The sequence below is a fragment of the Limibacter armeniacum genome, assembly GCF_036880985.1.
Taxonomy (GTDB): Bacteria; Bacteroidota; Bacteroidia; order Cytophagales; family Flammeovirgaceae; genus Limibacter; species Limibacter armeniacum.
Map to the genome: position 1 here is coordinate 951,004 of NZ_JBAJNO010000009.1, position 23,959 is coordinate 974,962.

The following is a 23,959-nucleotide window of genomic DNA, read 5'->3' on the forward strand; positions in this document are numbered from 1 at the left end:
AAGCCTTTTGCCTTTTGTCTGCTACTTTAGTTCCGTAGTTTCGCAAAGTTGAACTTTACAAAGACAAAAATTATACAGCCATAAATTTTTCACTTTTTATATCGCAAAAAATCCGTAATCACGAAAAAGGCAGTTTTTCGTCCCTGATTGTACGGATCGCTATCGGCAGTGTCGCACTCGGTATTGCATCACTGATTGTTTCTTTCTCCATTTATTATGGATTTAGGGATGCTATCAAAGAAAAAATATTCACGCACTCTGCTCACCTACTGGTGGAGAAATTCTCCTTGAACAACTCTCAGGAAGAACATCCTATGGCCTATAAGGATTTACATATCTATAAGGATGCAGATTCCATTTCTGAGATCCAGCATATTCAGCGTTACGCACACAAATGGGGCTTACTAAAAACGGATTCAGAAGTGACAGGTGCCTTAATCAAGGGTGTTGGCAGTGAGTATGACACTACCTTGATATGGAAAAGTCTGGTGGCAGGCACCTTACCTGACCTCAATAATGAGAAAGTCAGCCGTGATATTGCAGTCAGCAAACGCATGGCTGACAAAATGGAGCTGTCTGTCGGAGACAAAGTAACCATGTACTTTATTCAGGACCCTCCAAGGGCTAGAAGGTTGACGGTATCAGGTATTTACAATACAGGTTTGGAAGAGTTTGACGATATCATTGCTTTAGGTGATATCAGAATGGTACAAAAACTCAACAACTGGGGCGACTCACTGGTTGGAGGTCTGGAAATTTATGTAGATGACTTCGAGCAACTGGACCACACTGCTGAGTCCCTGTTTGAGGAAGTAGATATGCACCTTTACCTTGAAAAAGTGACAGACCGTTATGCGCACTTTTTTGACTGGTTTAAGATGCTTCACCAAAATGTCATCCTGTTTTTGGTCATCATCACCTTTGTCGCAGTTTTCAATATCGTGTCGATCATGCTGATTTTGATTATGGAGCGTACACGAATGATTGGATCATTGAAGGCGATGGGAAGTAACAACAGACTGGTACAGCGCATATTTATATTCAATGGTATCCGTATGACATTAAAAGGATTGCTGATTGGCAACTTGGTTGCTATTGGTTTGGGATTTTTACAGCAATACTTCCACCTAATTCCATTGGAAGCTGAGACTTACTATATCAGTTATGTCCCTGTTTATTTTGACTGGATGACTGTACTGGTTCTGAATCTTATGTTGTTTGCCTTGATCTCTCTTTCGCTATTTATTCCTACATCCATTGTTTCCGGAGTAGAGCCTATCAAATCTATTAAGTTTAACTAATCTGTCATATGACAAACAAGAAACCCCTAACTATTTTAACCCTAACTCTGGCAATGCTTTTTTGGATGGCCATCGTATTCCTTAATGTAGGATTAGATTCAGGAATTCACCATTGGAAGTTTTATGCCTCATTAATTCCGTGCCTTACTTTTTTGGTTTTTGCAACCATGGTTTTCAAGAGAGTCATAAGCCATCCTTAATTAGAACAGTAAACAAAGTCTACCCTAGATAAATTAAAAGGTACATCATCACGAGATGTACCTTTTTTATGCCTCATCAAGTCCTGAATTAGCCTTGTAGGCATGAATTTTTCTTAATATCACCCAGAAATTAGAGCCATTTAGATAAAAAAGTTCCCTTTGAAGAATGATTTTTCTAAATTCGCTGCTCTTTGAATTACACTTCTCTTTATAAACTGACGAAATAAGATGGAGAAAGAACTAACTTTTGACGCACTAATTGAAATTCCAAAAGGGAGTCGCAATAAATACGAGTACGACAAAGACTTGAAAATGATGAGATTTGACCGCATGATCTTCTCATCTATGCACTACCCTGCTGACTACGGATTTATTCCTGATACTTTGGCTGAGGACGGTGATCCTACTGACGTTTTGGTACTTTTCTCAATCCCAACCTTCCCTGGTTGTGTAGTTGAGGTTAGACCTGTAGGTGTTTTGAACATGGCTGACGAAAAAGGTCAGGATTCAAAAGTGCTTTGTGTTCCTGTTACAGATCCTATCTGGAACAAGTACACTAAACTTGACGAGATCAACGATCACCTGAAAGCTGAGATCGAGCACTTCTTCAGAGTATACAAAGACTTGGAGAAAGGCAAGACTGTTGATATTCAGGGATGGGCTGATGAGAAAGTTGCGATCCAACAAATCATCGCTGACAGAGAGCGTTATGCTGAATCAAGCAGCGTTGAGGCTTAATCTCATCTTGATATAACAAAAAAGCATTGTAACACTATTTATGAGTTACAATGCTTTTTTTATTGCTACTTAATTGACTTCTGGTACTGCAATACCATTCTTCTGATTGAATCCAACCCAATATCATTTAAGTCTATTTTTTCAGGACGAATAAAAATGGCATCTGCTACATCATCATTTACCTGCATCCCTTCAAATGTTTTCACTTTACAGACAAAAGCAAGATCCAGTGTATGATAAGTCATCCCTTTATAAAGGTATTCATTCGGAAATGAGCCAAAATATTCAAGATGCGTAACCTCTAGGTTTAACTCTTCCATAATTTCCCTTTTGACGGCATCTTCGGCAGGCTCCATCACCTCCACAAAGCCTCCTGGCAAATCCAATGTCCCTGCCTGAGGATCATGCTTGCGTTTAGCCATTAACAACTCCCCTTCTTCATTTAGAATAAAGGCAGCTACTGCTGCTGAAGCATTGATGAAAAGCTGAAAATGACATTCTTCACATTCGAAGGCGCCATAATTCTGAAAAAAAATAGTCGGCTTGCTACAGCTAGGACAGTACTTGAAATGATGTTTTGGGTGCATTTTTACAATCTTTTTATGGTTTTGACCAATTGAAGCAAAAAATATTTACACCAAAAAGGCACTACCTTTTTAAAGTAGTGCCTTTCTGACAATATGAGAATCAGTCTTTACTGCCTTTATACATTTCGTAGTGCTGATAGCGGCATTCCATACCACCATTGAACACAGTCAGCTTTTTGGCAGGACGTAAACCTACATGTTTCAGTGCTTCTCTATTTGAACTGATAATCCAAGCATCGAAACCGTCAAAATCCTTTTTCAGCTTATCCCCTACCTGCTCATAGAGGTCTTCGACATTATCTCCAATTCTTTCTCCATAAGGAGGGTTTATAATCATTGTACCATTCCCTTCAGGGCGCTTACAGTTCCAGATACTTGATTCGTCATAAACGACCTTATCCATCACTCCTGCTCTTCTGGTATTCTGCTCAGCTACATATATCGCATCTTCTGAAATATCTGAAGCATAAATCTTATGGCTGAAAGGCTTTCGTTTCATAAATGCTTCTCCAAGCAATCTTGTCCAAAGCTCCACATCATAGTCTTTCCACTTCTGGAAACCAAAGGTACGTTTCATACCCGGAGCAATGTTCATGGCAATCATGGCGGCCTCAATTGGCAAAGTTCCAGAACCACACATAGGATCTACAAAATTGGACTGCCCATGCCAGCCAGCCATCTTGATAAGTCCAGCTGCCAGTATCTCGTTGAGTGGCGCCTCCTTTTGCAGCTTACGGTAACCTCGGCGGTGAAGGCTCTCTCCTGAGCTGTCCAATGAAAGGATACAGTCAATCCCCATCATATGAATATGCAGTCTCAGGTCAGGATTTTCTACATCCACAGAAGGGCGAACACCTGTTCTGCCCCTAAACTGGTCCACAATTGCATCCTTGGCTTTCAATGCCACATACTTGGAGTGTGTAAATACATCAGAGCGAACAGTGGTATCGATTGCCAATGTACCGTCATTGTCCATGTACTTGCTCCAGCCAATTCTCTTAATCTGGCTGTACAACTCCTCCTCATCTTTAGCCTTAAACTTGGCAATAGGTTTGAGTATCTTCAATGCCGTTCGAAGCCACAGGTTTGCCCTGTACAGTACCTCATCGTTGCCTTTAAAAGTCACGACACGGTTTCCTTTCTTAATGTCCTTAGCGCCAATCTCTTTGAGCTCTTCGACCAGCAAATCTTCCAATCCAAAGAAGGTTTTGGCTGTCAGCTCGTAATATCCTTTATCCAATTTTTTTAATCATTTATTCCATCAACATACTACCCACGGAAAACTGCCGTAAGCATTGCTGTTGCAAATTTATTTCAAATGCAGCGAAATTCTCACATCAGTGATTAAAATCACCAGAATTAGGTTGAATTAAGTCAACTATTCAGCTCTCATTATTTAGTAAATTCAATTATCAGGTTCCGAATAACAGCTTAAATCTATTTGGAATCTTACTGATCAGCTATCGAAGAATTGTAAGGAGAAACCATAAAATTTCTCTAACCATAAATGCACGTGTACATATTTGGTTATGCCTTCATATGGAAAGAAAAAGTTCAATCTGGTAGGGTGTAGGCAAGTGCCAAAACAAGGAACTTTAATACACTTCATTTGTTATGAAATAGGAACCAATAATCACCTTAAAACTGCTCAGACTACTATGATCATTTTCAGAAATTCAAGCTGCGTAACAGAATGGTTACCTGAGAAAAATGCCTTAATCAACCGTTGGAAAGGGGTTGTAAGAGAAGAAGAATTTGTAGGCACCATGAAAGCCTGCATGTGGTTTGCCGCTGAAAACCCAGTGAAACACTACGTATCAGACAGAACCGATTTGGAATACCTTTGGGATGGATGGGAAGATTGGTCAGTAAAGAACTTGGCTAACAACCCTAGAAGTTCAAAAACTGTCGATTTTATATTAATTGACCCGAACCGTAATTTTGCTCCGTTTCTTCAAGAGGACTTTGAAATGCGTTTCCGTGAAAACGGCAGTGAATTGAGAGTTAAGATTGCTCATGACAATGAAGAATTGAAAGACATTCTTTCTAAGAAAAAATCAAAAAGCTCAGTCTGACAAGCATCCACTAACTTATCTGAAGGCGGAGACTCACACATGAAATAACACATAATAAAAGCGCAGTTCCTACTAAAAGGGACTGCGCTTTATTTTTATATCAGGAGGTAATAATTACCAGATTTTCACTCTTTCACCCTCAGGCAAATACAGTGAATCTCCTTCACTGATTGCAAATGCCTCATAGAACTCAGGAATGTTTCTTACAACACCGTTTACACGGAACAAAGCAGGTGAGTGTGGGTCTGTTTTTACTTGTGTACGCAGTGCTTCTTCTCTGTATTTGGCTTTCCAGCATTGTGCCCAGCCCATAAATACACGTTGCGTACCAGTAAAGCCATCCATCACTGGTGCTTCTTTGTCTCCCAAGCTCATTTGGTAAGCTTTCAAGGCAATACTCAAACCACCCAAGTCACCAATGTTTTCACCCAAAGTGAATTCACCGTTTACATGCAGGTCATCCATTACTTCAAAGCTGTTGTACTGGCTCACCAATGAACCTGTTCTCTTCTTAAACTCTTCCATATCGTGTTCGGTCCACCAGTTTCTCAGCACACCGTCACCATCAAAAGTGCTACCCTGATCGTCAAAGCCGTGACCAATTTCATGACCGATTACACCGCCAATTGCACCATAGTTAACAGCATCATCAGCATTCATATCAAAGAAAGGAGGCTGAAGAATAGCCGCAGGGAATACGATCTCGTTCATTGTTGGGTTGTAGTAAGCATTCACAGTCTGAGGTGTCATGCCCCACTCTGCTCTGTCTACTTTCTCACCAATTTTCGCCATGTCCTTGTCATACTCCACAAGACCTGCTCTCTGAAGGTTACCATAAAGGTCGTCACGTTCAATTTCCAAAGCAGAGTAATCTTTCCACTTGTCAGGATAACCGATTTTAGGAGTGAATTTCTTCAACTTGTCCAATGCCTGCATCTTGGTTTCTGCACTCATCCATTCCAGGTCATTGATACTTGCCTCGTACGCACCCAACAGGTTTTGTACCAGTTCCAGCATTCTTTCTTTTGCCTCAGGAGAGAAATGCTTTGACACATATACTCTACCAATCACTTCACCCAATGAACCGTTTACTGCACTAACAGCTCTTCTCCACATTGGTCTCTGCTCTTTAACACCACTAAGTGTCTTAGAGTAGAAGTTAAAGTTTTGCTCATCCAGTTCAGATGTCAATCTTGAAGCTACCTCGTTCAGAGCTTTCCACTTCAGGTAGTTTTTAATAGTTGCCAGCTCTGTATTTGAGATTACATCGCTCACCCCAATTACAGCTGAAGGAGTTGTTACGATGATATCTTCTACAGGTTTTGCTTTTGCTTCTGCCAGGAACTGCTTGAAATCCACATCACTCATCAGCTGATCCAATGAGTCGATCGAGAACTTGTTATACAGTTTCTGCATATTTCTAGTATCCTCTTTCTTCCAATGTATTTTCGCCAATGCTGTCTCCAGCTCCATGATACCTTCGGCTGTTTGCCCATCAGCAGGTAGCTGCGCCAATTCAAACATTTTGGCAATGTGCGCTACATATTCTGAACGGATTTCAGCCATTTTTGGAGAGTCCTCCAGATAATATTCACGGTCTGGCAGACCCAATCCGCTCTGACCAGCATACAGTGAGTAAACATTAGGGTCCTTAAAGTCAGAATAAACAAACAGACCTAATGGCATAGAAAAGCCTTTTCTGTTAGCGTACCCAAAGTAAGCTGATAGTTCACTCTTATCTTTGATGGCATCGATTTTAGCAAACTCTGCTTGAACAGGTGAAATACCTACCTCATTTCGCTTCTCCATATTCATGTAAGAAGCGTACAGGTCTCCAATCTTCTGCTCATCTGAGCCTTTTGCATTCTCACTTTTGGCAGCTTCTTCAATGATGTTTTTCACAGCTTCCTGAGATTGATCTCTCAGTTGTTGGAATACACCATAGCTTGACTTGTCTGATGGAATTTCAGTCTTGTCAAGCCAAGAGCCATTTACATACATCTGAAAGTTGTCGCCAGGGCTTACAGTCGTGTCCATGTTTTCTAGAACAAGACCTGAAGTCAATACTTTTGCTTCCTCTTGCTTAGGGGCCTCTGTATTACAGGCACTGATTGCCGCTCCTGCAAACAGGACAGAAAGTACCTTTGCGTAATTGGATTTCATAATTGAACTGTTTTAACTAAAAATTTTAATTGACACTTTAAGCGATTGCTTCTAAGTTAAATTGTAAAAATCCAATATAATATTTAATTATGAATATCCTATTCACAATGAATCCTTTGATAATAGAATAAATCAAAAAATAAAAGCGCAAGTCAACCTAATGACTTTGCGCTTTTCTGATATGATAGTTGGTTGAAAGAAATTACTTTTTAATGACCCGTAAATGATCTACCAATGCAGTGTTAATTTCTACATTCATATTTTCATTGTAATCTTCAAAATTAAGAGAAACTGTATTCTTCCCTTTCTTCAATGTTATAGCCCAAGCATTGGAATATGCCCAACTTGACCATTCATCTGTCCCCCTCTGAGCCATTACGACTGTTCCTACTGCTTCTCCATTTACCCCCAATGTCCGAAGGGCACACATATTATCTGTATTCCATGCTCCACTGCCATTCGCATATCGAAAGTCGATAAAGTATTCACCTGCTTTGGGTGCATTGATTGTCCAGCTAAGGTTTTTATTCGCTTCTTTAGAGGTTTCGACAGCCCCCTTGCCCGTAAATCCTGTAACTTTTCGTTTGGTTGGCACCACCACTGATTCTGCTTCAATTAGCTGTTGAACTGACGGTAAGAAAACCTTAACAGGCTCAGCTATAAATGACCAATACCCTGCCTGATCTTTGGCTGCCACTGTATATTCAGCATAAGTCCCTGATGCTTTTACCTCAAGACTTGTTTTCTCAGTTTGCTCTACTTCTTCCCCATTTTTGAAAACATGGTAACTGGCAGCTCCTTCAATGGCTTTCCATTTGAGTATTCCATTTTCATATGTTACTTCAGGAGTTGTCAACGCAAACTTATTTTTAACCAAAGTAAACTTGCTGTCGGCAGAAAAGTCATTATTGACTAATTCAATATCAATAGTATGTTCTCCACTAAGGTTGGCCAGAAACTCAGGTTTGGCTTCTTTACCATCCAGCCTAAACGACTTGATCTTAGAACCAAAGCCCTTCAACGAAATATTCAGAACAGCATTTCTGTATTTGAAATTGGTTAGTGTTTTAGCACCATCATAAGCTTTAGGTACTGCGGGCGTAAATGTAATTCTGTCTGGGTGGTAGTGTATTCCAAACAACACCTTATATACCATTCCCAAATGTCCGGCTACACTCCACAACTGATAATCCGAATTCAATTCTGTAGCAAAATCGCCATCCTCTGCTACCATATTCTCTTTATTGGTTAAGAAGAGTGCTGAAGCACGATAAACACTTGCCAATCCATGTTCCAAAGCTTTTCCATTTTCTACCTTTGCAGCTGCCATATTATAGAATGACTGTACAAATGGCCAAATCCCATTGTTATGGTATGGACGGATGCCATCAATCTGCGGATAAAAACATGGTGTTCCATAAGGTACATTGGGCACATTACTGACAATTTCCGCTTGCTTATCCCGAGGTGCCACATCATACAACACAGCCAAGGCTTCTCCCAAAGCTTCAGCTCTTGGCAAAGTGATCATGTAATTTCCCCCATATTTATACATGGCATAAAAGCCTTTATCCTCTTGCCACAGCTCCTTATTGATGGCTTGTTTTAGATCTACAGCTGCCTTTCTGTACTGATCCGCAGGCTCACCCAACTCTTTTGCCATTTTAGCGAGGATGTTCCATGTCGCATAATGTACCACATTTGTTCCTAATGCTTCTGTTTGGGAAATGCCGACATTATCCATCCAACGAGGGTATTCCTGCTTTCGCCAATCAAGAAAAGAGGTTTCTCCCTTAACTAGCCCATCTTTAGCCATTACATTCTTGAAATCATCCTCTACAGTATTTCGGATTATTTCAAAAGCTTCTTTCAGCCATTGCTTATCACCTGTAATACAGTAAAGTTCCCAAGCAGCCAATGACCAAGTGGTTCGGTCTGTAGAAACAGGCCAAGCCCCACCTGAACCTGTATCTTGCACAATACGATTACGCTTTACTTTCTTACGCAATGAGGTGATACTTCTTTGAGGTTCTACAGCTCCCATACCCAACACAATCGCATAGCTTACATCTCTGGTCCAGACACCATCCCACTTTTTACCTGTACGGAAAGTGCCGTCTGCTTCAGATAATTTGATAACCTCATCCAAAGTCAGGTTGTAGAGAGCGTCTTGCAACGGCATTCCACTTTTGTACTGCGGGTATCCACTGATATCGTTTTCCAACTTCCAACTACTGTCAGTATGGGCATCAGGATTTTCGGCATTCATGACTAAAGTAATCTCATAAATGCCATCACCGTCAGGATCTTTCAGTTCATTGCTTAAGTTTTCAAAATCCCAATTCAAAGGGGCACTTCCACCTGCGATAAACACTCCCTGAAAATCAGACTTCGCCACCTTATCTCCTTGACTATCCTCATAGTAACCCTTTTCCTCAAAGGCTTTCAAGACATCTCGCATGTCCAAACGGAAGGTCACTTTTGTGTTTTTTTCTAAGTAATCTCCCTCTGAAACCTTATTCTGATCAGCATGATGTTTCCCAAACTTGATAATAGGAGTCTGATAACTACCGCCTTCAGGAATGATAATTACACTGTGATTTTTTCCATAAGGCAATTCATTGTCCTTACGGTTTAAGCTAAACTTGAACTCCACTTTTCGGTCATACGCTTCAGCAGTAGGACTGATATAATTAGAGACCATTTCTGTACCTGACTTTGCAGAAGCAGTGAAATCACCCTGAGTAACCTTATTGGGATAGATAGAGAATGCTTCGCTACTAAATAGAGCGTCTGATGAGTTTTTGGTTTGTGAACCGCAAGCAGCAAGCAAAATGGCAGAGAGATAAACAAGTGCCTTGGGCTTGAAGGAAATCATGTTGAAGTAATATTTTGTTGAAGTGTGTTATTAGAATAATTCTATTTACAAGATCTTTTTTCAAAACCAAATAAGCAATGACTTAAGGCAGGAGTAACAAAATTGACGTGTAAACTGTAGAATTGATGGTGTGAATGGTCTTTTGACCTTTTCTTACCAATTAAAAAAATTGAAAGCTTGACTTTTGTTTTAAGGGGAAATGCCCAATCAGTTTCGTATTATTTCATAGCGATAGAAAGGTGTTGTATCCAAGTTTAAGATCACGGTATAATTTCCTTCTTCTGTAACAGGAATAGCCTGTCCGCCAGCTTCCAAAATGCTATCCGGCTGATTATCACCAAACCTCAAATTATCAGAATCATTTCCCCTAAACTGAAAACTTCCTGATGTCAACATTACACCTTCAGCTTTCCAAACCCTTTCTTCCCTGTTGAACTCCATAGAAATATCCTCTCCTATTGCTGTCCCTACTATTACCCAATCTGTTTTCAACATTTCATACGTCAAGGAATTTAAGTCTACATTCAATCGGTAATATCCCGCTCCTTCACTTACAGGAATCGCTACTTCATTATCACTAATAAGTGCACCTATCATTCCATCTGGATCCTGACCATATTCATATTCCAATACAGGGGCAGGAGTCATCTTAAAAGAGTCTACCAAGTACAGGTAGCCTTCATATATATTATCTCCATTCACAGACTTAATGACATCGTTATCATTAAACGCTGTTCCATTATGAGTCCCGATTACCCATAATGTCATATAAGGAACCTTAAAAGAATAAGGCTCTACAATAAAGCTTTCGGTTGTTGAATAGAGTGTATCTATTTTTGGTAAATCTCCTCTTGACACAACCCTTAGGTCTAAGTTATGAGCAAACTCCCCTGACAAGCCCATAGAAAGTAGTGTACTATTTAGGGTACTAACCATTATGTCTATACTGTCTGCGATTGTCTCCGCCAATTCTGTGGATGTACTAAAACCATCATTAGACAACTCTAGAGTATAGATAACCGGAAAGCCTGCATTATAATCAGCCTCATCCCATGAAACTGTTTCCCAAATCTGATCCGCGTTTTCTACAGAAAGTTGATAACTCGTTTCAAATATTGTGTTAAGTGCAGGTGCGGTAGGTTCACTTGAGAGTTTGACTATATCATCATCACTACAGGCAAAAAAAAGCAAGGCGATCATCATCAAATATTGCTTGCTTATAAAATGTTTCATCTTATCACCAATAAATCAGTAAGCGATCCATAAGAATCGCTTACTGTTTTCCTTATATAATTCAAGCTTTACATTATGTTATAATATTAATAGCCTGGGTTCTGAATCAACCTTGGATTGGCTGTAATATCCGTTGTAGGAATTGGCATCAGGTCATATCGCTCAGGAACATCAGACCCTTCCAATACACCACCCTTTAAAGGCCAATCATAGCCGGACACAAACTGTCCAAAACGGATTAAGTCTGTTCTTCTATGACATTCCCAGTACAACTCTCTTGCTCTCTCATCCAAAATAAACTGTAAGTCTACATTGGAAACTGGTGCCACTCCTGCTCTATCCCGAATTTCGTTGAGATAATCCAAGTGAGCACCTGAAACGGCTTCTCCTAGTCTCAAGTCTACTTCAGCTGCCATCAGGTAAGCATCTGCTAATCGGAAAACTGGAGCATTCACATCTGAAAAACCTTGGTTTCCACCTCCTCCAGCTACACCTTCACGGGTTTTATTTTTAAACTTAATTACCGCATACCCTTGAGTAAACTGGTCTTGTTGCTGTATCTCCAATGTCTGACCATCTGTATAAAACAACGCTCGGGCATCACCTGCACTAAATTTCTCAACCAATGCAGAAGTAGTTCTGTTACCACCCCAACCTGAGTTGGTACCGTAATCAGAAGGGATCATACTACCTCCAATAGAAGCATTGACGATATAGGTAGTACCTCCAAAAGATTGAGAATTCAATCCATCAAAGTTTATTGAGAAGATAATCTCATCATTGCTTCTATAGTTGTCTGCAAGGAATAGAAATTCATAAGGATGATAAACATCTCCTGCTGCGGCAGTGGTAATCAATGAAAAACCGCCTTCATCAATCACTTTATCTAAATAAGTTCTCGCACTCTCATACATTGTCGCATTTTCACTTCCAAGATAAACTGCATGATTCAAGTACAATTTTGCTAAAAGCATCCAACCTGCAGCCTTGTCTGCACGACCAATTTGAAGTGTTCTTGGGTCTCCCAATTGTGGTGACTCTGCATTACCATCTCCAACAATATCCAGTAGTTCACTTTCAAGATAATTGAATAGCTCAGGTCCTCTTTCATCTTCACCTGCTGGTAGAGGCAAATCTCCTCCTATAGCTGTCTCTTCTGTTGTAAATGGTATTCTGTTTCCAAAAAGATCCAATGCATGCCAATAAGCAAATGCTCTCAGAAAACGTGCTTCTGCAATATATGTATCGGCATTTTCCCAATCTTCTTGAACTACATTATTGGCTTGTCTCAAATACTCATTAGCGACAGATACCTGATACAGTGCCCTGTAATAGAATGAACGGATAAACTCATTGGCAGAAGTCCAAGTCACTTGACTCATTCGTGGCAGGTTACCATCATTCCAACCATTTACCGCTTCATCCGTAGGCAGTTCCTGACAAACAAAGAAACCTCTCCAATACTGGCTATTACCTTCGTCAAATCCTTCAAGGTCTCCGTTTCCTGCAGGTCCTTCCTGTCCTGAAACTGCAAATCCTGCATATATTTTCATTAGCCCACTCAAGAAAGCATCTTCATCTTCATATACCTGTTCTGCTGCTTTTTGATCAGGGTCCACTGGATCAATATCCAAATCATTTACACATGCCGAAAACGACATGACCAAGACCAGAAAAATGGCCTTCCAAATTATATTAATGTGTTTGTTGTTCATGGTGTCTGGGTTTAGAATGATAGATTAACGCCTAGCAAGTAAGTTCTCGGACGTGGATAAAAGTTGTTGTCAATACCTATAGTAGAAACACCATCTTCATCAATGTTGTTAACTTCTGGGTCGATTCCATCATAATCCGTAATGACAAACAGGTTATTGACAGTTGCATAAACCCTTGCATAAGAAGTCTCTCCAAAAATCTTATCGAAGCTATAACCTAAAGAGATATTATCCAGACGGAAGAAAGAGGCATCTTGTACATAATAGTCAGAGAAGTATTGTGGAGCTTGGAAACGGGTATCATAAATATCAGAGGTCACATTTCTCAAGTACTGACCAGAAGTCTGTAACTTATTAAGATAGGCACCTTCCGAATCCACATTGTTGTAAACATAGTTTCCAAAGTTTGCACGTCCTGTTGCACTAAAGTCCCAGCTTCTATATGTAAGACGTGTCGTTAAACCAAATAATGCTTTTGGTGCAGGCTGCTTGTATTGTCTTTTATCTGCATCGTTTATTGCGCCATCATTATTTCGGTCCACATACACTCCTTCAACAGGTTTGCCATCATCATCATATACTTGTTCAAATACAAAGAAAGAGAAGGCTGGATGTCCTACACTATGTATCTGTATTGTGTTACCTGTACCTCCGGCAATATCACCTGTCAATACGCCCAAGTAATTTGGATCGTCCACATTGGTCAGCTTTGTGATCTCATTTTTGTTATAAGTGAAGTTCACTCCAATTTCCCAGAACCAATCCTCATTTTGAATGGCATTATAATTCAGCGCGAACTCGATACCTTTGTTTTCCAGACTACCCACATTAGTGATCAACTCATTACTCAGGTTTGAACCCGAAGCCACAGGAATCTGGTTAAGCAAGTCATCAGTTTTCCGGTAATAGAAGTCTAACAAACCATTCACCCTATCGTTGAAGAAACCGTAATCAATACCAACGTTCCATGTTGTGGTTTCTTCCCATTTCAAGTTAGGGTCAAACTCTTCTGGTCGCAGTGTAGCAAATTGAACCTTCTCAAAAGTTCCATCATTGTTGTATAAAACATAATTGGCTGTAGGCTGGCTTCTGGTGTATACACTTCGGTAACCAAAGTCCTGCCCAATATCCTGCTGTCCTGTTACACCATAACCTGCTCTAAGCTTCAGTGTACTTACTTTTTCAGAATCGTTCAGGAATGGCTCATTACTGATATTCCAAGCTAAAGCTAGAGATGGAAACAACCCCCATCTTTCATCGTCTCCAAAGCGTGAAGAACCATCATTACGCAAGGTGAAAGTTAACAGGTATTTGCTTTTCCATGTATAATTCAATCGACCAAAGAAAGATACCAGTCTGTACTTTGTTTTATCAATTGCCAAAGGGCTTCGCACTCTTGGTTCTAAGACTCCTTGGTCATTCAGTACTGAGTCTCCAAAAACCTCCATAGACCTATCAGACACATCAAACTCCTGCCAAGAGTAACCTGCCAACACTGACAAGTTCGACTCTATATCTGGGAACTCTTTTTCATAAGCCAAGTAGAATTCCAACAGCTTGTTTCTCTTATACTGTGAGTAGTCTTGGAATGAGCCCGTTTCATAAGCTGCCGCATCATAAGAAGCTCCAGGCAGATTATCTACTTCGCCATCTGAATCAGACCAGTCATACCCAAGGTTCAGGTTAGCACGAAGAGCAGGTAAAAAGTGGAAGCGGTAATCCAACTGAATATTACCCAGTGAACGCCAAACCTCTGATCTATCGTCCTTGAAGGTTCTGTAGGCTACAGGGTTAAATGGAGCAATCGGATTGGGGTTTCCTGCTGCATCTGCCCAAAAGAACAACTCACCATCTTCATCTCTGACAGGTTGTGTAGGGTCCATATTGATTGCATTACCAATAGACGCCTGATCTGCAAACCGGTTCTTAATATACATCCCTTTAATCGACAGGTTGATTTTCAAGTGACTGTCAAACAGTTGAGGATTAAGGTTGATATTACCAGTCCAACGCTCCAAGTTAGTTGGTCTTAAGGTACCGTCTGCATTGTTATAACCTATGGATACCCTATAAGGCAATACTCCTTGGTTGATTGAACCAGACACCGCTACATTGTGCTCCGTTGCCCAAGCTTTCTTAAATATTTCATCCTGCCAATCAGTATCGGCATCTCCCATCAAGCCAATTATATTGGGGTCGTTTGCAAATTGTTCGTTGATTAAGGCTCTGTACTCCGTACCATTCAAGACATCTATATCTTTTGTCGGTACTGCCAAAGAAACATTACCTGAGTAATCTACCGTTATCTTGTCACCTCGTCCTTTTTTGGTGGTGATGATAATAACCCCATTGGAAGCCCTTGAACCATAAATTGCTGTCGAAGAGGCATCCTTTAGCACTGTAAAAGTCTCAATATCATTTGGGTTAATGGTATTCAAAGGGTTACGCATACCTGCTACATTGTCATTATCAATTGGCACACCATCGATAATGATTAGGGGGTCATTGGTAGCTGTAAGCGATGAACCACCCCTGATACGAATAATGGCTCCTGATCCTGGTGCACCACCCGCTGTCGTAATCTGAACGCCGGGTATTTTACCATTCACAAGCTCTTGAGGGGATGCTACAGCACCTTTGTTAAACTCATCTGTAGAAACCGATTGAACGGCACCTGTCAAATCTTCTTTCTTAGCAGTACCGTAACCAATCACCACCACTTCTTCAAGCTGTTCGGCATCCACTTCCATCTGCATATTAATATTCGTTTGAGTCCCTATCTGGACCTCCTTAGGCAAGTAACCTACATAGGAAAAAACCAAAACACCATCACTGGGCAGGTTAAGTGTATATTTACCATCAAAATCTGTAATGGTACCATACTGGGTATTCTTGAGCTGAATAGAGACACCTGGTAAAGGCTGTCCATTTTCATCTACTACCTCTCCACTAACAGTCCGTTCTTGTGCCAATACCATCAGGGGCATCATCAGCACGAGTAACATTGTTGCGAGGCAATGAAATAAGTAGCAATTCTTCTTCATAGCTGTTTGGGTAACTTTATTCTGTTCTCGTTATCAGATTTTTAACACAATCTTATGTAAGGAAATCTAAGTATAAGCCGCTCGTTATAGGTTGAAAGCAATTCATTTATCAAATCTTACATTCCATCTTTATTAATAGTGTTATACACACTTTTCAAAAATGTTTATGAATTTACATATTCTAACCAAAATCTTCAAGATTTAACCCATCTAATAACACTGTGTATAACATTTATATGTTAAATTCAACAAATCCTTACATTTGTTCATTTTTCATTATTTAATCATTGATTTTCAATCCAATAAACTCAACACTATTTTCACAAGCCCTTTCTAAAAGAACAAAAAAAGCCCCTTCTCTTATGGAGAGAAGGGACTTCTTATACTGTCATCAGGTTACCAAAAAGCAAACTGCTTTCTGGATCTCTAAATACTATATTTGGTTTAGCTTACTGCTTAATAATTCTTTTAAGTGTTCTACCTTCTTCTGTTACTATTTCCATCATATACATTCCACTATGGAAAGATGCGGTACTGAACACTACAGGATAACCAGCTTCTTCAATAGTTTGCCATACAAGTCTTCCGGTCAGGTCAAAAATCCGGACATTGATATCTCCTTTCAGTCCGACCGTCTTCATATTAAAGGATTCACCAAACGGATTGGGATATATCAACACCTGCGCAGATAAGGCATTACCATCCAATCCATTTGCCTCTGACTGAACTGTAACAGTCCATTCTTGTGATGTACCATCTTCTGCTACTACTGTAAAGACGACAGGAGAAGAATAGTCTCTAGCTACTCCAGGGTCTGGGGTGATGGTAGCAAACTGAGATATCTCATAGACTGCAGACTGACTCTTAATGTCATTTCCTGTAGGTAACAGCAACTGTACGGTGTGAGCCTCTCCATCAATTGCACCTGCAACATCCGCCATCGTGAATGATAGCAAGTCATTGGCAGTACTCTTACCTGCAGAAATAGTCACTACCCATTCTTGTGTACTTCCATCTTCTGCGGTTACGGTATATACCACAGGAGAGGTATAGTCACGTGCTGCTGAAGGATCAGGTGAAATCGTCGCATTTGTGGAGATCCTTACTACTGCCGCCAAATTTGTCAGGTCAGTACCGTCAGGCATTACCAACCGTATTGATGAAGCCCCTTGATCAATCAAGGCATCAAAACCATCAACATTATAGGACAATATATTCTTGGCAGTACTTAACACTTGAGGGTCTTGGAACGAGACTGTCATCTCATTGAGGTTCACCACTACCTTATATGTTCCGGTAGGCTTTCCTTCAGGCAAGGAGATATCTCCTCCTTCACCGTCAGCAATCCTGAGGTCTACATTGTTATCAGAGCCGTATTCCGTACCAGCACTATAATCTAAAGCGTCAATAAACTTAAAGGAATCACCAGGCTGTAAATCCATTATTACAGAATACTCTCCATTGCCATTGGTCTGAAGTTCTTGTGCATTTGTCAAACTCCAATCCATCATTGAACCTATCAACCATACCTGCTCAGGGAAAAGCTTAAAGTTCGCATAGTAATATTCTCCAAGAGGTGATTTCTGTTCTTCAGTCCCTTCTGCATTTCGGAAATACATCCCAATCCTGTAAGGCAATTCATTTTCCCCTATATCAAAATAATCGCTTGGTGTAATGATTATTTGCCAAGAACCATCAGGTTGTTTCACCATCTTCCCCTTCTCATTGTCATCATTGACCAAATCTACCACCTTACTGCTCTCAGGACCTTCCAAAACAATTCCAGATGCCATATGCACCTCTTCTGCATCTGAAAGAGCTGAACCGGCTTTGGCAGGATCAAAATATATCTTGATAACTGTATTGGCATCAAACTCTGTTGGGAATACCGCCACTGTAGTATTATCCTCTTTTATCATGCCTTGCTTAGGGAATGTAATAGGCTTACTCACCAATAACTTGAACTCTCCAGGTCCCAATATGAATGCGCCGTTTACAGGAACATTTTTTCCTCCAGCAAAATAATCGAACCAAGCATTTCCAACTTCTGTCAAGTCATACTCTACTCTAGCTGCTGACATGCCAAAGTTGCCAATCATCTTCACATTGAGATCAGCTCCTGTCAACAATATTTCTTTCAAACGCAATGATCCTCCCATCTTCATTGTGACATTCTCACTCATCAATGCATTCAAGTTATATGTCTCCCTTAACGCCAGCAGTGTCTTGTACAACTCATAAAGCTCTTTACGCTCAGCCTCATCAGCATAACTCCATAAAACAGGCTTAGGCGCATCCATATTATCTTCACTCAAAGCTCCATTCACTTCATTTTGCATCAATGATACATCATAACCCAATTCACCGAACTGCCAAAGCATTTTAGGACCAGGGGTCATTAGAAAGAATGCAGCACTCTGCTTCAGTCGCTGGAAAGCTGTCGACATATCTGTAATATTATAGTCTCCTCTCATTCTTCCCTTAAATAAAGCTTCATACGCCAGACGTTCCTGATCGTGACTTTCCATAAAGCTGATCAGGTTCAGGTTTTCAAATTCATAAAAGCCTGCATACTGAAACTCCAGATTTGCGTAACCTCCTTTGGACGTTTCCCTGAATACTGGGTTCTCATTTCCTTGAACCAGCAATCCATAAGCTGCTAATGTCTTTCTTTCCTCATAATCTGTATCATGGTCCAACACAACCAATGCTTCCTGATTTACCTTCCATATTTCATCAGCCATTCGCTCAATAAGCTGTACACGTGAAGCGTCAGGCTGCCAGCCATTTCCAGCCACGTTCGTAAAACCATTTGAGAAGTCGAAACGTAACCCATCTACCTTGAATTCATTAAGCCAATAAGCATTGACCCTATCTACAAACTGCTGAGCCAATGGGTTAGCATGGTCCAAATCGTACCCTTTTGTAAAACCTACATGGGGTTGGTTTCCATTGTACCAAGGGTTTATCGCTGTTGGCACTCCTGAGGCAGAGCTATACAACTTTACTAATGGTGATTCAGCCATTGTATGATTTAATACAATATCCAATACAACAGCCATTCCTTTTCCATGAATTGCATCAATCAGTGCTTTCAAGTCTTCAGCTGTTCCATATGACTTATCTGGGGCAAAATAGAACAAGGGGTTATAGCCTTGACTGCTGTTTCCTTCAAACTCCATAACAGGCATAATCAAAACTGTATTAACGCCTAGGTCTTTGAGATAATCTAGTCTGCTTATTGCGGCCTTAAAGCTTCCTTCTGACGTAAAATCTCGAATATGCATTTCATATATCACCAAGTCCTCATTATCAGAGATTGTTACCGCATTGGATTGCCATGTATAAGCTGCTGCGCCAGTCTCCAAAACAGCTACGGCTCCCTCTGTCTTTCCTTCTGGATATAACTTTAAGTCTGGATATACAGTTGTTGCTATCTCACTATCCTCTTCATTAAGCACCTTCTCTGCATAAGGATCTGCCAACTTTAAACCACCGTCAATCCAATACTGAAAAGCATACTCCTGCCCTGCCTGCAATCCATTCAACTCTAACCAAAAGTAATTTCCATCTGCCTCTTCTGACTTTTTCATCAGGTAAGCACTTTTCTCTTCCCAATCTGTAAAGTCTCCTACTACATAAGCAAATGCTTTTACCTTCGCCGGATCATGCAATACAAGAACAGCCTTTGACGTATTTCCTCCTATATAATTAACCCCAGGCACAGTACCTGCCGGTCTTTGGGCAGTCTGAACTGCTGGCATAACCTGATAGGTCAGTGTTAAGGACTCTGTATCAGCTCCAGCTGTTGCAGTAGCTACTACATTTACAAAACCTCCATCTTCTGTGACAACATGTGTATAGGTAAGCTGGGTAGCATTGGCAACCGTCTTCACTTCCTCCCCTCCAATTGTCAGGGTAATGGTTGATGATGTTTCAGTAGACAGTTCAAAATATATTGACTGGGCCTTTTCAACAAAACCCAATCCACCAGGAGACACGAACTTGAGTCCCAAAGCGACATCTTCCACTTTTTTATTGGGTGTATTGGAATACGCATAACGGGCTACTACTGCCAAAAGGCAAAGCCACACGAACATGTAAAGTCTGTGTTTTATCATAGCTAAATAGATAGTTGAGGTATTAATTCAAAATCGAGTTTGGGATGAGGCAATACAGGTATGCGAATGAACTGCCATATTACCAGAGATGTGCAATTTTAGACAAGTGTTTTTTCTTCTAATCAAAGCGAATAATGACACAAATTCGTCTTCAAATAATTATAGAAAGGATCAAATACTAGATAACAGAATAAGCCAATTCATTCGACTATTAAAGCAGGTAAGCTGAATTGGACCTGATTATTATTTCCTGTATCTGAATTCAATTGAAACCAAGAACTTGCATGGGATAGCTGTGCAAGTGTGAACATAAGTAATAGCCAAATCAAGAAAAAAAGGGCTAGTTTTTTCATAGCGAGTAAGCATAAGTTTTCTCTCTGAGGAGTCATGTAAGTTTGTCATGGAAAAAGCATTGCTTCCTGACGAGGTTATATTAGGGTGTTTTTCTTGAAAATAGGTGAATTTATTACCTAACGGGTTTTATATACAATTTACATTGTTACACGAATCAATATACAAAAAATGGCCTAACCGAAAAATGTATACCTGCCTACTTTCCATACTATACACAACTCTTAACATTTCATGCTCAACAGGGCAATGTTAGTTATGGCAAAAAACCTTATATTACAATAAGTTAACTTAAATGACCTTAAGGGTTATTTCAATTTTGTAATTGCCTACCTACCCCTACCTTCCCCATTCTATCATACTACCTTATAGACGACTTATTTACTGAGGCGGCTGCTTTCTTCACTGTACTATATACCTATTTAGTTAATAGGTAACCATTCGACATACCCCTAGCTCAAACTCAGGGCTACATCAATGAAGAATGCCCCCCTCTCAGTTTGCCAATAAAGAATCTGTAACACCAAACTCTAACCGCTATGAAAACACATCTACGAAGTTTCTTCCTGTTACTTCTTCTGATGTTTGCCGTCACTACGGTGTTCGGCCAAACTACTAGAGGTAAGTATACTGTGAAGGGAAAGCTCATCGACAAGACTAGTGGTGAGCCAATCATTGGTGCAAGTATTAAGGTCAAGGATGAAAATAGAGGTACAGTAACTGACGTAGACGGTAATTTTTCAATAGAACTTAGCGAAGAAGATGCAGCTTTGATTCTGTCTTCTGTTGGCTACTTACCAGAGGAGATTACTGTCACACCTGAAACACAACCACTTCAGATTGAACTAGAACAAGACATTGCCAATTTGGAAGAGGTTGTCGTCACGGGACTCGCCAGTAGCGTAAAACGATCCAACCTTGCGAATGCCGTATCTACAGTCTCCGGTGCTGAGCTGATGGGTACTACCGTACCACAAACCTTGGACGGAGCACTTTACGGAAAACTGCCTGGTATCAATATCACCTCCAACTCAGGTGCGCCAGGTGGTGGGGTTTCCATTAAGCTAAGAGGTATTACGACCATCAACGGTACTTCAGAACCACTTTATATAGTGGATGGTGTATATATGAACAATGCATCTTTCTCTGCTGGTACGAACAGCGCCACGATTGCTGATACTGATGGCGAAATCACCAGTCCGCAAGATAACCCTTCAAACAGGATTGCTGATATCAACCCTGAAGATATCGAAAGTGTCGAGGTACTCAAAGGACCTTCCACTTCTGCTATATATGGTACCCGAGCCAATGCAGGGGTAATCATTATTAAAACCAAGAGAGGACAACCAGGTAAAACCAAAATTACACTTTCTCAGGATGTAGGTGGTACCTCAATTCTAAACAAGCTAGGTACCAGAACTTTTACTGAAGAAAATGTTGCTGCTGAACTTCCCTCTCAACTTGACGCTTTTACAGAAGCCTTGGACAATGGAAGACTTGTTGACTATGAGGAAGAGTTATATGGGGAAACCGGTTTGCTATTAAGAACACACCTTTCTCTTAGTGGAGGCAATGAAAATACCCGCTTTTACCTATCAGGCTTATGGCAAGATGAAGAAGGTATTATCAAAGGCACAGGGTATGAAAGGAAGTCCATGAGAGCCAATATTGAGCACAACTTTAATAAAGACATCAAGATCGGGCTAAACCTGAATTACTTGAATACTAAAGCTGACCGTACGGTCACCAACAATGATAATGCAGGTGTTTCGGTCGGAATCTCACTCGTAAATACTTACCCTTGGGCAGACCTTTTCCCAAATGAAAATGGTGTCTATCCGGACAACCCATTTGCGTCCTCTAATTTCCTTCAAACAAGGGATCTTTCAGAAGTGGAAGAACAAACTGACCGTTTTATTATAGGCTTGAATTTAGACTTCAACCTATTAGTCAGAAAGCGATCTTCACTGAAGTTCATTGTGTATGGAGGACTTGATATTATCAACCACGATTCCAAAGCCTACTTCCCAGAAACACTGCAGTGGCAACAGTCAGGTTTAACTGCCACCAACGGTTTCTTCGCTAGAGGAAATAACTCTAATACGAACTTTAATGGTACGGTAGCTTTGCTCCATAACCTCACTACTGACAATGGTGCCTTTAATTTCAACACACAATTAGGGGCCAACAGGTTTGAGGTAGACCAAATGAGAAATATTGTCACAGCTACGGACTTGATTGGTGGACAGAAAAACCTGGAGCAAGCGGGAGCTATCAATGTATTTGACAGAATACTTGAAACGACTGACATAGGCTACTTCGCTCAAGAAGAGGTCAACTGGAAGGATCGGGTTATTCTGACTGCTGGTGTAAGATTAGATAAGACCTCTCTAAACGGAGACCCTGATGAGATATTCTTCTACCCAAAAGCTTCTGCTGCGGTAAACGTTGCCAACTTTGACTTCTTTGACAAGGACCTCTTCAATCAAGTAAAGATAAGGGCAGCCTACGGTGAAGCTGGTGGTGTACCTTCTGCCAACTCCGTAACACTTCGACAACCTGCCTTTACCATATTTAATGGCTCTAATATCTCTTCCAATGCGGGTTCATTAATATCAGAAATTCAAGGTAATGAAGATATCCAACCTGAAAGGGCTAAAGAGTTTGAGGCAGGGATTGATTTAGGTATTCTCAATAACAGAGTATATCTGGAAGCGACTTGGTATAACAAGAAAGTGGAAGACCTGATTCTTCAGGCTGATGTACCACAGTCATCTGGTTTCGAAGATAAATTTATCAATGGAGGTGAACTGCGTAACAGAGGAGTTGAAATCACATTAGGAGCTGCTCCATTACAAAAAACAAATGTTACCTGGGACACCCGCTTTATCTTCTGGAGAAACCGTTCTAAAATCTTAAGCCTTGATGTTCCTTCATTTGATGCCCCTAATGGTGGATTCTCTAGTTTCCTTGGTATTTACAGGGTAGAAGAAGGCTCTTCAGCTACTCAAATAGTAGGACCTGTTCCAGGCTCTGATGGTGATGTGAAAATTGGTGATGCTGAACCTGACTTCCAGCTTTCGTGGTACAATACGGTGACCTTCCTGAAGAACTTCCAATTCAATATGCTTTGGCACTGGAAAAAAGGAGGCGATAATATCAACCTTACAAACCTGTTGGCTGACTTTGCGGGTACTACTCACGATTTTGATGATGATGACAATGGAAACGGTATTGCAAATGGTCCTGAGCGTATTCAGGCATTTATTGATAGAGACAATGCAACGGTATTTATAGAAGATGCAGGCTACCTGAAGCTAAGAGAAATTTCACTTTTCTATAAAATTCCGCTTCAAAGAGAGTGGTTGGATTATATACGCTTAGGTGTATCAGGCTATAACCTGGTTATGTTTACAGACTACAACAGCTACGACCCTGAGGTATCTAACTTTGGTAATAATGGTATCTCCACAGGTGTAGAAGTAGCTCCATTCCCATCATCAAGGAGGTATTTCTTCCATGTTCAGTTAGGAATATGATCTGTCAGAAATTT

At 40.5% G+C, this 23,959-nt stretch carries 12 protein-coding genes; 4 read left to right on the top strand and 8 right to left on the bottom strand.

Annotated features, from left to right (window positions below; translation table 11 throughout):
• Window positions 1-209: 209 nt before the first annotated feature.
• Together V6R21_RS21710 and V6R21_RS21715 are read left to right on the top strand one after the other, a co-directional pair.
• The gene (locus V6R21_RS21710; protein WP_334247592.1) at window positions 210-1,301 is read left to right on the top strand and encodes an ABC transporter permease; all 1,092 of its coding nucleotides are present in this window, start codon (window positions 210-212) and stop codon (window positions 1,299-1,301) included.
• Window positions 1,302-1,729: 428 nt separating this feature from the next.
• Window positions 1,730-2,239 (top strand): inorganic diphosphatase, encoded by a 510-nt coding sequence (locus V6R21_RS21715; RefSeq protein WP_334245642.1) that lies wholly within the window; start codon window positions 1,730-1,732, stop codon window positions 2,237-2,239.
• Between the two features lie 65 nt (window positions 2,240-2,304).
• Here V6R21_RS21715 and V6R21_RS21720 read toward each other — a convergent pair whose 3' ends face one another.
• Window positions 2,305-2,826: an NUDIX hydrolase gene (locus tag V6R21_RS21720; RefSeq protein WP_334245643.1), complete on the bottom strand. Its 522-nt coding sequence runs from the start codon at window positions 2,824-2,826 to the stop codon at window positions 2,305-2,307.
• Window positions 2,827-2,926: 100 nt separating this feature from the next.
• On the bottom strand, window positions 2,927-4,066 hold the full coding sequence (locus tag V6R21_RS21725; protein ID WP_334245644.1) for a THUMP domain-containing class I SAM-dependent RNA methyltransferase: 1,140 nt from the start codon (window positions 4,064-4,066) through the stop codon (window positions 2,927-2,929).
• Window positions 4,067-4,484: 418 nt separating this feature from the next.
• Here V6R21_RS21725 and V6R21_RS21730 point away from each other — a divergent pair, with 418 nt between their 5' ends.
• Entirely contained in the window at window positions 4,485-4,901 is a 417-nt protein-coding gene (locus V6R21_RS21730) for a hypothetical protein (protein ID WP_334245645.1), read from the top strand.
• A gap of 114 nt (window positions 4,902-5,015) precedes the next feature.
• Here V6R21_RS21730 and V6R21_RS21735 read toward each other — a convergent pair whose 3' ends face one another.
• From V6R21_RS21735 to V6R21_RS21760, 6 genes are all read right to left on the bottom strand, one after another.
• Window positions 5,016-7,064 carry a M13 family metallopeptidase gene (locus V6R21_RS21735; RefSeq protein ID WP_334245646.1) on the bottom strand — a complete coding sequence of 683 codons (2,049 nt, stop codon included), beginning with the start codon at window positions 7,062-7,064 and terminating at the stop codon, window positions 5,016-5,018.
• A gap of 202 nt (window positions 7,065-7,266) precedes the next feature.
• Window positions 7,267-9,942, bottom strand: a complete 2,676-nt coding sequence (locus V6R21_RS21740; RefSeq protein ID WP_334245647.1) for an alpha-L-rhamnosidase-related protein — start codon at window positions 9,940-9,942, stop codon at window positions 7,267-7,269.
• A 207-nt stretch (window positions 9,943-10,149) separates the two neighbouring features.
• A complete protein-coding gene (locus V6R21_RS21745; RefSeq protein WP_334245648.1) occupies window positions 10,150-11,175 on the bottom strand; it encodes a SusE domain-containing protein in 1,026 nt (341 codons plus the stop codon).
• Window positions 11,176-11,261: 86 nt separating this feature from the next.
• The gene (locus V6R21_RS21750; protein ID WP_334245649.1) at window positions 11,262-12,890 is read right to left on the bottom strand and encodes a RagB/SusD family nutrient uptake outer membrane protein; all 1,629 of its coding nucleotides are present in this window, start codon (window positions 12,888-12,890) and stop codon (window positions 11,262-11,264) included.
• A gap of 11 nt (window positions 12,891-12,901) precedes the next feature.
• Window positions 12,902-15,934 carry a SusC/RagA family TonB-linked outer membrane protein gene (locus V6R21_RS21755; protein WP_334245650.1) on the bottom strand — a complete coding sequence of 1,011 codons (3,033 nt, stop codon included), beginning with the start codon at window positions 15,932-15,934 and terminating at the stop codon, window positions 12,902-12,904.
• Between the two features lie 449 nt (window positions 15,935-16,383).
• Window positions 16,384-20,055 (bottom strand): DUF4961 domain-containing protein, encoded by a 3,672-nt coding sequence (locus V6R21_RS21760; RefSeq protein ID WP_334245651.1) that lies wholly within the window; start codon window positions 20,053-20,055, stop codon window positions 16,384-16,386.
• 890 nt (window positions 20,056-20,945) lie between these two features.
• Here V6R21_RS21760 and V6R21_RS21765 point away from each other — a divergent pair.
• Window positions 20,946-23,945 (top strand): SusC/RagA family TonB-linked outer membrane protein, encoded by a 3,000-nt coding sequence (locus V6R21_RS21765; protein ID WP_334245652.1) that lies wholly within the window; start codon window positions 20,946-20,948, stop codon window positions 23,943-23,945.
• Window positions 23,946-23,959 lie beyond the last annotated feature (14 nt).